Below are 13943 nucleotides of genomic sequence, written 5' to 3' on the forward strand. Positions count from 1 at the left end.
ACTCTACTTCTCAACGCGTTCCAGGAACGGCGCGAGCAGGCCGGGAACGGCTTCGTCCGCCAGTGCCAGGCCTTCACCGGCCGGAACGTCGTAGATCCGGTACACGCTCGATCCGGCAGCGGTCGTCGCGCCGACGGTCATCAGACCCGAACGGCGCTGGAACACCGTGCGGGAGATCCGCCATCCGATGATGTTCTCGCGTTGCAGCGCCACGGTGCGCCGCAACGCGCTTCCGTTGCGCGCCAGCAGGTACCGCTCGTCCAGCGCGTGCCCGAGGGCGCGGTGGGCGTCGACGGCGAAGCCCAGGCCGGCCACCAGAGCCAGCAGCACCAGGGCGACGGCGAAGCCGACCGGGATCCAGCCCGGCACGGCCGGGATCGCCACCACGACGGCGACCGCGAGCGCGCTCATGAGAGCCCAGCCGATGCGGCGCCGCATCGCCGAGGTGGGGTGCCGGATGAGGGCGACGTCGAACGGCTGGTCGCGCAGCACGGCGGCCGCGACCCGCCGGGCTTCCGCGCGGGGAGCCGGTGGCAGCAGCGTCTTGCTGTCCGGCTGCTTCTGGTCCTGCTTCTGCTCCTGCAGTCCGGTCGCGACCGCGTTGAGCCGGGCGCCTCCGGCGAGCCGCAGCGGCAGCGGCTCGCACAGCTCCAGGCCGCGCAGCCTGCGCTCCTCCAGCGACAGCGATCGCGTCGTGAGCAGGCCGCGCTTGACCCGCAGCGTGCCCGGCTCGCGGGTGAGCTGGAAGCCCCACCACATCTCCAGGGAGAGCAGGAACGACCCGAGCACCCCGACCACGATCGCGATCGCGGCCACGACCAGGACGAAGATCACGATGCCCAGCGAGGTGATGACGCCGCCGAGCGCCTCGAACACGCCCCACTTGCGCAGCAGTTCGTCCAGGGAACCGACGGCCGAGCCGATGGCGCCCCAGACGACCAGCATCAGCGAGACGGTCAGAGCGGAGTAGCCGAGCCACTCCGGCTTGAGCCGGGACAGCACGCCGTCGTCCGGCGAATCCTCCACAATGGACTCACCGCCGAGGGTCATGTCCCTGCGGAGGCTCTCGGCGGCCGAACGCGTGACCGACTGCAGCCGGATGGTGGCTTCGGACGCCTGCGCGCCGGTGCTGATCTTCACCGTGGTGATGCCGAAGAGCCGTTCGTGCGGCGCGGCGGTCAGGTCCACGGTGCGGATCCGGTCGCGCGGGAGGGACCGGTGGTTGCGGAACAGCCCGCCGAGGTGCTGCTCGAAGCGCTCCTCGGTGATCCGGTACCGGAAGAAGACCCACTGGTAGGTGGCGATTCCCGCGACGAGCAGCGCCGAGGCCAAGCCGATCAGGAAGGTGATGAGCACCGGCATGGCACCGGCGCCCGCGATGACCATGACCAGCACCGCCGCGAGCACGGGCCCGGCGACGACGGCTCCCGCGGCCGCGATCGACCTGGCGTCCAGCCGGTGCCACTGCCCGTCGGTGGCGGTCATGTCGCGTCTCCCGGGGTGGCCTGGGTGGTCGCGGTCAGCTGCTCGACGACCGCGGTCGCCTGCTCGCGGTCCATGCCGTCGATGCTCAGCGGTCCCGCCGCGGAGGCGGTGGTGACGGTGACGCTGGAGAGGCCGAACATCTGCTGCAGCGGACCGCGCACCGTGTCGACGGTCTGGATCCGCGACATCGGCGCGACCCGCCACTCCTGCCGCAGCCAGCCCGCCGCCGTGTAGACCGCGTCATCGGTGATCTCCCAGCGGTGCACCCGGAATCGCCACTGCGGCATGACCGCGGTGTAGACCGCGCCCAGCACGGCGATCAGCACCGCGGGCAGCAGCAACCAGAAGCGGGCGGGCTCGATCAGGACGCCCAGCACCACGAGAACGATCACCGGTGGCAGCACCAGCACGAGCGCTTGAGTCGTCCACCAGCCGATCGCTCGTCGTTCGACCCGGTTGCGCGGCGGGCGCAGCCGCAGTCCGTCTTCGGACATCACGCGGACCCCTTTCGTGGGTGGTGCCCAGGATTGTGTCGAACAGCCCGCGGACGCGTGGGGATTTCGAGCTGTTTCCAGGATCGCTGCGAGCCCTCTGCGGGAACGCGGCTCGCAGCGCGCCTCAGGAGAGGGACTTGAGCTGCGGCCAGATCGCCGCCCAGGGCTGGGTCCTGCCCGTGGCGATCCACCCCTTGAGGTCGTCGCCGGGAATCGCCGGCCGGATGTCGGTGAAGTAGGGCCGGAGCGACTCCACGTCGCGTCCGTAGTAGACGACCGTGTCGATCTCGTCGGTCGGTGCGCCGAAGTAGCCGTAACCCCGGTGCGGGCTGAAGACCTCGGGCAGCGGGTGATGCGCGCTGCCGACGTCGAGCATCGCCCCTGTGATGTAGCTGTCGCCGATCACCGCCGTGCGAGCGCGTTGCTCGGCGGGCAGCGTCAGGTACGCGCCGGAGACGTCCCGGGCGATGCGTTCGCTGATCTTGCCGCTGTCGATCTTGGTGAGCGCCGCTGAGAAGCTCTGGTTGATCGCAGCGCCCGCGAACACCAGCATCCCGGCAGTGGCCACCGAGAGGACGTAGACAGGCCAAGCCGCCCACCCCCAGCGGGGCGGCTTGGCCTGCCTGCGCCGCTGCAGGCCCACGACCGCCGTCGCGATCGGCAGGCCGTACATCCCGATCAGGTAGTACGGGCGGCCGGCGGTGGCGACGAGGAAGACCCACAGCAAGATCGTGGTGACCGCGAACATCCGGTACGGGCGCAGCCGCGGCTCGCGCAGCAGCAGCCACAGGCCGCCGAGCACCAGCGCGGTACCGAGCACCCCGGCGTAGAGGACCAGGTTCACGGCGGTGCCGCCGCGACCGCCGGAGAGCATCGGGGACTCCTGCGCGACGACCGACGACATCGCCAGCTGGGGCCACCCGTTGACCGCCTGCCAGATCAGCGTCGGTGACGCGATCAGCAGCGCGAGACCGGTGCCCGCCCACAGCATCGGCCGGGTCAGGATCGCGCGCGGGCCCACGGCCAGGGCGCTGACCAGCAGGGCCACGCAGAGCAGCACGACCTGGAACTTCACCTGCAGGTTGAGGCCCAGCAGCACGCCGAACACCAGCAGCAGCCGGTCGTCGGCCACGCCTTCGGAGTGCTGCCGCAGCCAGCGCACCAGGGGCAGCAGCAAGGCGGTCCACAGCAGCGGCTCGAAGGTGTACGGAGCCGTCCAGTGACCGACCAGGTTGCTCCACAGCCCCGTCGCACCGGCCAGCGCCGCGATGGTCTGGGCTCGCCGGTCGGCGCCCAGCTCGCGGGCCAGCAGGGCGATCAGCAGGACCGCGCCGCCGGTGGCGAGCGCGGCGGGCAGTCGGAGCGCGAACATCGAGTCCGGCGCGATGAAGTCCATCGCCGCGGCGAGCAGCGGCGTCAGCGGCGGCTGGTCGACGTAGCCCCAGTTCGGGTGGTACTTCCCGGCCGCGAGCATGTAGACCTCGTCGATCCAGTAGTCCCCGAAGGCGCCCGCGACGGCGTGCACCAGGGCGAGGACGCCGGCGATGGTCAGCACCGGCCACCGGGCCAGCGCGTGCAGCCCACCCGGCGATGCCGGTCTCGCCTTCAGCGGATCGATGATCATGACTTCCCCCAGGGATCGTGATGTGACCTCGAGTGAACCCGGGTCAGGGGGTAGATCGACACTGCGGTTGGTCGTGATCCGGGTGGACGAAGGTCGTCCCGTTCCGGGCCGGGCGCAACTTTCGTCTAGACCTGGGCGACCGGGGTGGGCTACGGCTACGCGATCTGGGAGAGCGCCTCTAACGTGGGCCGGGTGAATCGACCGCTCTGGCGGCTTCTTTGGAACTCCCCGCGTGAGGCCGTGTTCGACATCTGCCTGGTGATCGGGCTGAACGCGTTCGCGTACGCGTTCGTCGTCGCCTTCCCGACCGAGACGCCGTTGAGCGCCTACGACTGGGTCGGCGGGTTGTGGCTGACCCGGGTCCTCGATGTCGTGCTGAATCTCGGGCTGCTCGCGCGTCGCCGCTTCCCGATGGCGCTGCTGTGGATGATCACCGTGCTCTCGGTGGCCCAAGCCCTGCTCATCGAGGTCGGTCCGGGCCCGTTCATGCAGGTCAACCTGGAAACCGACCCCTGGGTGCCGGGTGTCACCCCGTGGATTCTCTACGCGGCGATCGTCTACGGCCGCGGCCCCCGCTATCTCACCTGGGCGTTGATGGCCGTGGTGACCGTGGTGGGCATGAGGTTGTGGAACGTGTCCAACCCGGAAGTGATCGTCGCCGGTGCGGGCTGGACGATCTTCCCGATCGTGCTCGGCCTCTACGCCGCCGCGCGCCGCAAGCTGGAGGTCGCGCTGCGGGAGCGCGCGGAACGCGCGGAGCGCGAGCGCGAACTGCTCGCCGAGCAGGCGCGCGTGGACGAACGCGCCCGGCTGGCCGTGGAGATGCACGACGTGGTCACCCATCGCGTCAACCTGATGGTGCTGCAGGCCGGTGCGCTCGGCGTGCTCAGCGACGATCCCGCCGTGCACCGAGCCGCCGATGAGATGCGCACCAGCGGTGGCGAAGCGCTCGCCGAACTGCGCGACCTGGTCGGCGTGCTCCGACGCAGCGAGATCGAGCAGGGCGAGGCCGAGGTCGTCCAGCCCACCGACGTTCCGGACCTCCGCGAGCTCATCGCCCAGTCCGAGGGCGTCGGCATGTCCGTGGAGCTGACCATGAGCGGCGATGCCGGCCCGGTCACCTCGGCCGTGGGCAGGACCGCCTACCGCGTCGTCCAGGAAGGGCTGACCAACGCGCACAAGCACGCACCCGGTGCCGAGGTGCAGGTGCGCGTCCTCTACAGCGACGACCGGGTCCGCGTGAGCATCCGCAACACCGCTTCATCCGGTCGCGTGCCCGAGCTCGCCGGCAGCGGAGCGGGCGTCGGCCTGCTCGGGCTGCAGCAGCGCGTCGAGCTCGTCGGCGGTTCCTTCCGGTCCGGGCCCGTCGACGGCGACGGTTTCGAGGTCGAGGCCATACTGCCCGGGTACGTGCCCACCGAGGAGAACGCCGATGCCTGAGACGGTCCGCGTGCTCGTCGTCGACGACGAACCGATGGTCTGCGCGCACCTGCGCACGATCCTCGGTTCGGCGCCCGACATCGAGGTCGTCGACGACGCCCAGGACGGCGCCGCGGCCGTCGAAGCCGTCGTGCGGCACCAGCCCGACGTCGTGCTGATGGACCTGCGGATGCCCGGCGTCGACGGGCTCACCGCCACCGAGCGGATCTGTCGGATGCCGCACGCCCCGGCGGTGGTCGCGCTGACCACGTTCGACGCCGACAAGTACGTGCTGCGCGCGCTGCGCGCCGGTGCCGTCGGCTTCCTGATCAAGTCGACCCCGCCGCAGGACCTCATCGGACTGGTGCGGGTCGCGGCCGACGGGCACACGGTCCTGTCCGAGGAGGCGAAGCGGCGCTTGCTGGCGGCGACCGGCGGCGAGCAGGCGTCCCGGGAGCGCGCGGTCCAGCTGATCCGAGACCTCACCGAGCGGGAGGTCGAGGTGCTCACCTGCCTCGGGCGCGGGATGTCCAACTCGCAGATCGCCGCGCAGCTGCACCTCTCCGAGGCCACGGTGAAGAGCTACGTGTCCCGGATGCTCGTCAAGCTCGACTGCGAGAACCGCTTGCAGGCGGGGCTGCTCGCCTACGACGCGGGTCTCGTGCCGCGGTGATCTGAGGCACACCCGTTTGTCACTGCGCCATCCGGGTGGATTGGTCCAACAGGTTTAACGATCAATCGAGTGAGCTCCACCGATTGGCTCTGGAATATTCCACCCAAGATCGGTACACCATAGGTGACGCGTTTCGAACGGTTGTCGGGGCCGGAAACGCGTCAGCGCCGTCGGTTCGGGGATCGAGGGCGCACCGGTCGGAGGGGTCCGGCCGCAACGAGGGCACCCTCGGCGCATTCGGGGTGCGCCGAGGGTGCCTTTCTCTTCGTTCTCCTCGGCTTCCTCTATCGGTGGTCATCTTGCTCAGCGGTGCGGGTGGGGGAACCTCAGACGCCTTCTGGCTCCGGGATCCGCGACTTGAGCATGAGTGGATGCGCGGCGCTGCGGCTGTCCTCACCAGAAGACGTCTGAGAACCCCCGGCGGTGCCGGTTGCTCAGGTGGGGTACTGAGAAAGCACCTTCGGTGCTTGCCTGACGGTGGTCTGGTGGGCGCTGAGAAAACTGCTTCGGTGCTTGCCTGACGTTCGTCGGATCGGTGAGCAATTGTCGCCTCGGTGTTGCTTTTCGTTTGGTCATCAGGCTTGTGACCTGGGGATCAATGGGGAAAAGCGGCAAAATCCGTCTCTTTCGCGCTTGTAATGGGGTTGGTTAGTGTTCGGACAAGATTGCTGCGGGGAGCCGGTTGCGGGAAGGCAGGCCTTCGGCTGGAGTTCTCGTGGCAAGACCTTCGGACAAGGAGATTCACGATGGTCGATGCCCCACGTCGCCTGGCCCGGTTCGCCGGTGTCGCAGCGATCGCAGTCGCCGCGCTGACCTCGGCTTCCGTCGCGCAGGCGGCTCCGGCCGACGTCAACCCGTACATCGTCGGCGGCCAGGACGCCCAGATCGCGGACCACCCGTTCACCGTCGCGCTGACGACGCCTGACGGTCAGCAGTTCTGCGGTGGCTCGCTGGTTTCCCCGACCAAGGTCCTCACCGCTGCTCACTGCACCACCGGGCAGCAGCCCACCGACATGAAGGTCGTCAGCGGCCGCACCGTCATGAGCTCCACCGAGGGCACGGTTTCCGACGTCACCAACGTCTGGATCCACCCGGAGTACACCGACGCCACCAAGGGCTTCGACGTCTCCGTGCTGACCCTCGGTGCCCCGGTGCAGGAGGCGCCGATCGAGCTCGCCACCGCCGACGACGCGGCGTACGCCCCCGACACCCAGGCCACCATCCTGGGCTGGGGCAACACCACGGAAGGCGGAGAGCAGGCCGACAACCTGCAGATGGCGAACGTCCCGGTGAACGCCGACGACACGTGCTCCAAGGCCTACCCGGAGTACAGCAACGAGTCGATGGTCTGCGCCGGTGTGCCGGAAGGCGGAGTGGACAGCTGCCAGGGTGACTCGGGCGGCCCGATGGTCGCCGACGGTCGCCTGATCGGCGTCGTGTCCTGGGGTCAGGGTTGCGCGCAGCCCGGCTTCCCGGGCGTCTACGCCCGCGTCGGCGCGTACAACGACGTGATCACCGAGCAGATCAACTCCTGACGCGCGCTCCGGCCGGGGTTGTCATCCCGCTGGCCCCGGCCGGGCCCGTTCCAGGAGCGCTGAAGGCCGCGGACGTCCACCGTCCGCGGCCTTCCGCTATGCCCGCACCAGGCGCACCGACATGCCCAGCTTGGCGTCGGTGTGCTCGTCCGCCTCGGGGCTTTCGACGACCTCGGTGGCGAGCACGGCCCGGGAGATCTCGTCTCGGTGCGCCCGCACCGCCGACCCGATCTCCGCGGAGCCGCTCCAGCGCAACGAGATCCGGTCGGTGATCTGCAAACCGTCCTGCTTGCGGCAGTTCTGGACGAACCGGACGATCTCCCGCACCAGTCCGGCCAGCCTCAGCTCCGGCGTGATCTCGACGTCGAGCGCGATCGAGACCTCCCGCTGCGTCTCCGACGCCCACCCCGACCGCGGCACGTCCCCGTTCACGACCTCGCGGACGTTGATCTCCTCGGCCAGGTCGGCGCGCAGCGCGGCGGGAAGATCCGGGCTGATCACGGCCATCGCTAGCGGCTGGCGCACCTTGAGGTTCTCGGTGCGGCGCAACGAACGTCCCGCCACCGCCAGCTTCCGCTCGATGTCGACCTGGGTCAGCAGCGCCTCGTCGATCAGCTCCGCGTCGGGCTCCGGCCAGGACGCCAGGTGCACGGAATCGGGGTGACCGGGAGACCCCGGGCGCACGCTGTGCTCCCAGACCTCCTCGGTGATGAACGGGACGAACGGCGCCAGCAGCCGGGTCAGCACGTCCAGGCACTCGTGCAGCGTGCGCAGCGCGTTGACCTCGCCGTCCCAGAACCTCGGGCGGGACCGGCGCACGTACCAGTTCGACAGGTCGTCGACGAACTCCGCCAGAACCCGTCCCGCGCCGGCGGTGTCGTAGTCCTCCAACCGCGCATCGACCTGCTGCGCGACCTGGTTCACCCGAGCCAGCGCCCACCGGTCCAGCACCGGCCGGTCGGCGGGCGGATCCGGTTCGCCCCAGTCGGCCAGCGAGGCGTAGCGGTTGAAGAACGACGCCGTGTTCCAGTACGTCAGCAGCACCTTGCGGACGATCTCGCGCAGCGCCTCGTGCCCGACCCGGCGTGGTGACCAGGGCGAACCGCTGCACAACATGAACCAGCGCAGCGCGTCCGCGCCGTGGGCGTCCATCAGCGGCAGCGGTTCCAGCACGTTGCCCAGGTGCTTGCTCATCTTCCGGCCGTCGTCGGCCAGGATGTGCCCCAGGCACACCACGTTCCGGTAGCTGGAGCGGTCGAACAGCAGCGTGCCGATCGCCATCAGCGTGTAGAACCAGCCGCGGGTCTGGTCCAGCGCCTCGCAGATGTAGTCCGCCGGGTAGGTGCGCTCCAGCTCCTGCGCGCTGCCGTCGACGTGCGGGTAGCCCAGCTGCGCGAACGGCATCGACCCCGAGTCGAACCAGGCGTCGATCACCTCCGGCACCCGCGCGGCCGTCGTACCGCACACCGGGCAGGCGAAGGTGATCTCGTCGATGTGCGGCCGGTGCGGATCGAGGTCACCGAGATCGCGGCCGCTGCGTTCACCCAGCTCGGCGCGCGATCCGATCGCCGTCACGTGGCCCTGCGGGCAGCGCCACAGCGGCAGGGGAGTGCCCCAGTAGCGGTTGCGGGACAGCGCCCAGTCGACGTTGCCCGCCAGCCAGTCGCCGAACCTGCCGTGCTTGACGTGCTCCGGGTACCAGCGGGTGTTCTCGTTCTCCCGCTGGAGATTTTGGTGAATCGCGGTCGTGCGGATGTACCAGGACGGCTGCGCGTAGTGCAGCAGCGGCGTGTGGCAGCGCCAGCAGTGCGGGTAGGCGTGTTCGATCGTCCCGGCGCCGAGCAGCAGGTCCCGCCGCCGCAGGTCCTCGACGATCACCGGGTTCGCTTCCTTGAAGAACATCCCGCCGACCAGCGGCAACGCCGGGTCGAAGCGTCCGTCCGAGCCGATCGGGTTGACCACGGGGAGGCCGTTGGCCCGGCCGGCCGCGAGGTCGTCGGGCCCGAACGCGGGTGCCAGGTGCACCAGTCCGGTGCCGTCGGTGGTGGAGACGTGGCCGGAGAGCACCACGCGGTGCGCGTCGGCGACCTCGACCAGGTCGAACGGCGGCCGGTAGGTGAGGCCTTCCAGCTCGCGGCCGGGCATCCGGGTCAGCTCTTCGCCCTCGACGGCGGCGGCCAGCGGCTCGGCGACCACGAAGGTACCGCGCTCACCGCGTTTGAGCAGGTAGGTGACCTCGGGGTGGACGGCGACGGCGGTGTTGGACACCAGGGTCCACGGCGTCGTCGTCCACACCAGCAGCTCCGCGACCTGGCCCGCCAGCGGGGCGTTGAGCGGCAGTCGCACGAAAACCGAGGGATCCTCGACCGTTTCGTATCCCTGCGCGACCTCGTGCGCGGACAACGTCGTCTGGTCGCGCGGGCAGTACGGGGCCGCGCGGTAGTCCTCCACCAGCAGCCCGTCGTCGAAGATCCGCCGCAGTGCCCACCACACGCTGTCCACGTAGGACTCCGACATGGTCCAGTACGCGGTGGAGAAGTCGATCCAGTAGCCCATCCGCGTCGTGACGTCCTCGAACTCGCCGACGTAGCGCTGCACCGATTCCCGGCAACGCGCGTTGAACTCGGCGATCCCGAAGCGCTCCACGTCCGGCTTGCCGGTCAGCCCCAGCTCGCGCTCCACCGCCAGCTCCACGGGGAGGCCGTGGCAGTCCCAGCCCGCCCTGCGCGGCACCCGGTACCCCTTCATGGTGCGGAACCGGGGGAAGACGTCCTTGAACACCCGCGCCTCCACGTGGTGGGTGCCCGGTGTCCCGTTGGCCGTCGGCGGGCCTTCGTAGAAGACCCACAGCGGGCCGTCGGCTGTCCGCTCCAGGCTCCGCTGGAAGATCCGGTGCTCCTGCCACCACTCGATGCGCCGCCGCTCGGCCTCCGGCAGGTCGATCGCCGAGGCCAGCGGGCGGAAGGGAGAAGCCGATCTCATGCCCCCATGGTGGAGCCGCGCGGCCGTCGCGCGCTCGCTGTACTGTTCGGTAGGTCCCGCCCGGGGGTGGGGCGCGGTGATGAGCGAGCAGGAGGATCCCAGGGGTGACGGCGGAGGACGCGGCCAGCTCGCACGGGCAGAACCTGGTGAAGTCGGCGGACCGCGCCTTGATCATCCTGGAGCTGCTCTCACGGGGGCGGCACCGGCTCAGCGACATCGCCGAGACTCTCCGGCTGCCGCTGTCCAGCGTGCACGGCTTGCTCGGGACCCTCGTGCACCGCGGTTTCGCCGAGTTCGACCCGACCACCCGCACCTACGGGCTCGGGCTCAAGGCCTGGACCGTCGGGCAGGGCTACACCGGTCACCGCGACATCGTCGGGCTGGCGCTGCCGCTGATGGAGCGCCTCGCGCAGCAGACCGGTGAGACCGTGCAGCTCTCGCGGCTGGACGGCATCGAGAACGTCTACATCGCCATCGCCGAGTCCCCGCAACCGATGAAGCTCGTCTCCGCGGTGGGCATGCGGCTGCCTGCGCACTCGGTCGCGCTCGGCAAGGCGCTGCTGGCGGGGCTGAGCGACGACGAGGTCGCGGCCCGCTACGAGGACGTCAAGCTGGAGCGCTTCACCGACAACACGATCACCGATCTCGCGGAGCTGCTCGCCCGGCTCGACGAGGTCCGCCGCGACGGCTACTCGGTCGACGACGAGGAGTACATCGTGGGCTGCCGCTGCCTGGCGGTGCCGATCCGCGACCACGCGGGAGAAGTCGTCGCAGGCATGTCGGTCTCCGCTCCCACCCCCCGCTGCGGCCCCGACTGGACCGAGGCCACCAAAGCCCCCCTCACCGAAGTGGTGGAAGCAATCCACCACCAACTACGCCACTGACCATCGCCACTCCAACGTTGGTCGGCAACGGCGCGATCCTCGCCAGGCCCCAGTTTTAGTCATGGGTCATAATTGAGCGGACTTGCGTAACCAAAAGACACTCCTCCCCAGACCCAACGGCCCGGAATCAGGGTGTCCAGACGCCCACCGTGTTGATCTGATTGCTTTCTGGTGACTACTGTCAACCCAGTGGAAACAGAAGATGCTGGCGACGGCAAATGGGCGCAGCGGCGTGCGGCACGGCGAGCGGCCGCAGCCGAAGTGCCGGCAACGCTACCCAGCGTTGAACAAATTCGTGTCCACAAACCAAGGCAATCCGTCGTCTCTCTCGTCCTGTTGATCACTGCACTGCTCGCATGGGTGCCCGTTGCCGGCTATTTCGTCCCGGCGGCTGGGCTTCTGATGGTGCTGTGCATTTCGGCAGCGATCGGCGTCGCGAAAGGCAGGCACGCCGCCAGGGTGATGGTGACGATCGTGCTTGCGGTGCTCTACCTGTTGCTGTTGCCTTACTGCTGGCTGGGCTTCACTGACCCGCATCCGAGCGGCCCCGCATACGCCTTGATGGACGTCTACGCAGTCCTGGCTTCCGGTACGGCTTTGTTGCTGATGTATCTACCAGCAACCGACAGCTACATACGCCGGGTGACTGCTGCTCGGAAAGCGAGCTGACTCCACGTACGCGGAGAGCGCACTTCATGAACTGCACTTTTCGGAGTGGCGTCGCACGTTATCCGTCATGATCGGTCTGCTCCATTCGAGGGAAGATCCGTACTTCCTGCTCGATGGCTTGCCTGGTTTTCTACCGTGTCGCCTGGAGACCAGATAGCTGGGGACGGAGTTTGTGTGGTGGACGGCTTTCGGGTCGACTTGACCGCGTTGGACCGCGCCGCGCGGGGCGTACGCGCGAAACGATCGAGGCGATGAACCGCAAGCCGGTCGAGGATCTCGATTGCCCGGCTGAAGCGTTCGGTCATCAGCGCCTTGCCACCACGGTGAGCGAGTTCTGCGATCGGTGGGATGTCGGAGTCAGCAACCTCGCCGAGGACGCCGAGGAGGTCGCCGGGCGCCTCGATCAGTGCGTGCAGGACTACCGCCGCACCGATGAGGCCGCCCGAGCGCACCTCGTCGACGTCATCGCCAGTGCGTCCGGCGAGGACCCGGCCGCCGAGTGATGGCAGCAGAACTCGGCTCCACCGATGACCCCAAGGCCCTCATCCCCGGGGACACCGCTGCCGTGCGCGCGACCTCGGAGGCGATGCGGCGCTACGGCGATTCCCTTGCTGAGGCTGGTGACGGGCTCAAGCGCATCGACAGCAGCGAAGGCTGGCAAGGCGAGGCAGGCGAGCAATTCCGGGCGGCCTTCGATGGCGAGCCCACCAAGTGGATCACCGCCGGTGACAGCTTTCACCACGCTGCCGGGGCGCTGGAGAGCTACAGCCAGACCCTGACCTGGGCTCAAAGCCAGGCTGCCGAGGCAATCCGGCTCTGGAACGAAGGCGAAGCCGCAACCGAGCAGGCACAAACCAACCACGCCCAGCGCCTCGAACAGGCCCAGCAGCACGCGCAACCGGGCGCACCGGCACCGCAGATCGCCTTCCATGATCCAGGTGAGGCCAAACGCCAAGCCGCCCGAGCGACCCTGGGCCGGGCCCGCACCCAGCTGGCCACGGCCGGTGACCAGGTGGCCGACGTGGTCGGCCGAGCAGGCGACAAGGCCCCGGCCGAGCGAAGCTGGATCGCCGAGGCCGGCGAGGCGATCGGAAATGCCGCGGGGACCGCAATCAACGGACTCGCCTCGTTCGGCAACGCCGCCCTGCACCATCCCGAACTCGTCGCCAGCGCCGTCGGTGGTGCCGCACTCACCGCCGTCAGTTCAGCCGCGATGGCCGGCGGTGTCGTGCTCGATGCCACCGGTGCGGGAGCGGTGGTCGGTGCGCCGGTGAACTACGTCGCCGGGGCGGGCATGGTCGCCGGCGGGGCGATGGTCGCCGCTTCCGTCGGCGGGCTTGGGGCCGAAGCAGCGGGTGACGACTCGGTCGAGGTCGTCGACACCAGCGATGCCGAGCCCGCCCCTGCGCCGGAGCTGCCGTGGGAAGACCCGGCCGTACAAGAGAAACTTCCCGAAGAATGGGGAGACGGCAACGCCACCAAGAAGGGCGTCGGGCAACGCTGGCAAGACCCCAACGACCCTGGTAGCGGCGTTAGGATCGACGAAGGAAACCCGAACAACTCCCAACCCACCCAGCAGGTCGACCATGTCATCGTCCGCGATCAAGGCAAGGTCATCGGCCGGGACGGCGAGCCGATCTCCGGGTCGGTCAAGCAAGATCCCGAAAACGCGCACATCCCGCTCAGCGAATGGAAGCAGTGGAAATCGTGGAACCAGCCGTAACCCCGCTCCGCTACCCCGAAATGCGGGCCGAGGTCATCGACGCGGTCACCTCCCTCGCTGACCCCGACTACCAGCAGAAAGTCTGGATCCGACGCGAGTACCCGCAACCGGGCTTCTACGACGACCTCACCACCAACATCAACATCCTCTTCGATGACATCTGCGTCCTCCCCGATCCCCAAACCCGAGTCGGAATCGTCCTGCACCCCAACGAAGTCGATGTCATGAAGGCCCTCAGCGACGTACTCGAGCCACTAGTCGACGAACTCGGCGACGCGTCCGACGCCCAATACCTCAACCACCCGCAGTGGGCACGAGTCGTCGCAGCAGCTCGACACGCTCGCCAAACGCTCATTCAGAGCGACGCCGCCAAATCCTGAACCACCCACTCCGACAGGGCCGTTCATCCGGCGGTTCTCTCATTCCGATCACCTCCACGTGCGTGGAGAGCGCAC

General features: G+C 69.0%; 12 protein-coding genes. 8 read left to right on the forward strand and 4 right to left on the reverse strand.

Annotation, left to right across the window (positions count from 1 at the left end; translation table 11 throughout):
* Positions 1–3: 3 nt before the first annotated feature.
* The 3 genes from FHU35_RS23175 to FHU35_RS23185 form a co-directional block, all read right to left on the reverse strand.
* The gene (locus tag FHU35_RS23175) at positions 4–1485 is read right to left on the reverse strand and encodes a PH domain-containing protein (RefSeq protein ID WP_145743267.1); all 1482 of its coding nucleotides are present in this window, start codon (positions 1483–1485) and stop codon (positions 4–6) included.
* Positions 1482–1979: a PH domain-containing protein gene (locus FHU35_RS23180; RefSeq protein ID WP_145743269.1), complete on the reverse strand. Its 498-nt coding sequence runs from the start codon at positions 1977–1979 to the stop codon at positions 1482–1484. Before FHU35_RS23180 ends, FHU35_RS23175 begins: the two co-directional genes overlap by 4 nt.
* 124 nt (positions 1980–2103) lie before the next feature.
* Complete coding sequence (locus FHU35_RS23185; RefSeq protein WP_145743271.1) at positions 2104–3603, reverse strand: glycosyltransferase family 39 protein; 1500 nt, start codon at positions 3601–3603, stop codon at positions 2104–2106.
* A 192-nt stretch (positions 3604–3795) separates the two neighbouring features.
* On the opposite strand from FHU35_RS23185, the gene FHU35_RS23190 reads away from it, so the two are divergent.
* The 3 genes from FHU35_RS23190 (at position 3796) to FHU35_RS23200 (ending at position 7230) form a co-directional block, all read left to right on the forward strand.
* Complete coding sequence (locus tag FHU35_RS23190) at positions 3796–5043, forward strand: sensor histidine kinase (RefSeq protein WP_145743274.1); 1248 nt, start codon at positions 3796–3798, stop codon at positions 5041–5043.
* Positions 5036–5695 carry a response regulator gene (locus tag FHU35_RS23195; protein WP_145743276.1) on the forward strand — a complete coding sequence of 220 codons (660 nt, stop codon included), beginning with the start codon at positions 5036–5038 and terminating at the stop codon, positions 5693–5695. The genes FHU35_RS23190 and FHU35_RS23195 overlap by 8 nt, the downstream gene beginning before the upstream one ends.
* A 746-nt stretch (positions 5696–6441) precedes the next feature.
* Positions 6442–7230, forward strand: a complete 789-nt coding sequence (locus tag FHU35_RS23200) for a S1 family peptidase (protein ID WP_145743278.1) — start codon at positions 6442–6444, stop codon at positions 7228–7230.
* Between the two features lie 96 nt (positions 7231–7326).
* On the opposite strand, the gene ileS is transcribed toward FHU35_RS23200, so the two are convergent.
* Entirely contained in the window at positions 7327–10212 is a 2886-nt protein-coding gene (ileS, locus tag FHU35_RS23205) for an isoleucine--tRNA ligase (protein WP_145743280.1), read from the reverse strand.
* A gap of 104 nt (positions 10213–10316) precedes the next feature.
* Between ileS and FHU35_RS23210 the strand changes: the two genes are divergently transcribed.
* The 5 genes from FHU35_RS23210 (at position 10317) to FHU35_RS23230 (ending at position 13868) form a co-directional block, all read left to right on the forward strand.
* Positions 10317–11096: an IclR family transcriptional regulator gene (locus tag FHU35_RS23210; RefSeq protein ID WP_246110518.1), complete on the forward strand. Its 780-nt coding sequence runs from the start codon at positions 10317–10319 to the stop codon at positions 11094–11096.
* Between the two features lie 189 nt (positions 11097–11285).
* Positions 11286–11765 (forward strand): hypothetical protein, encoded by a 480-nt coding sequence (locus tag FHU35_RS23215; RefSeq protein ID WP_145743283.1) that lies wholly within the window; start codon positions 11286–11288, stop codon positions 11763–11765.
* A gap of 251 nt (positions 11766–12016) precedes the next feature.
* Positions 12017–12268 (forward strand): hypothetical protein, encoded by a 252-nt coding sequence (locus FHU35_RS23220; RefSeq protein WP_246110519.1) that lies wholly within the window; start codon positions 12017–12019, stop codon positions 12266–12268.
* A complete protein-coding gene (locus FHU35_RS29735; RefSeq protein ID WP_222429471.1) occupies positions 12268–13488 on the forward strand; it encodes a putative T7SS-secreted protein in 1221 nt (406 codons plus the stop codon). Before FHU35_RS23220 ends, FHU35_RS29735 begins: the two co-directional genes overlap by 1 nt.
* The gene (locus FHU35_RS23230) at positions 13455–13868 is read left to right on the forward strand and encodes an SCO4402 family protein (protein WP_222429472.1); all 414 of its coding nucleotides are present in this window, start codon (positions 13455–13457) and stop codon (positions 13866–13868) included. Before FHU35_RS29735 ends, FHU35_RS23230 begins: the two co-directional genes overlap by 34 nt.
* Positions 13869–13943 lie beyond the last annotated feature (75 nt).

Source organism: Saccharopolyspora dendranthemae, assembly GCF_007829955.1.
GTDB lineage: Bacteria > Actinomycetota > Actinomycetes > Mycobacteriales > Pseudonocardiaceae > Saccharopolyspora > Saccharopolyspora dendranthemae.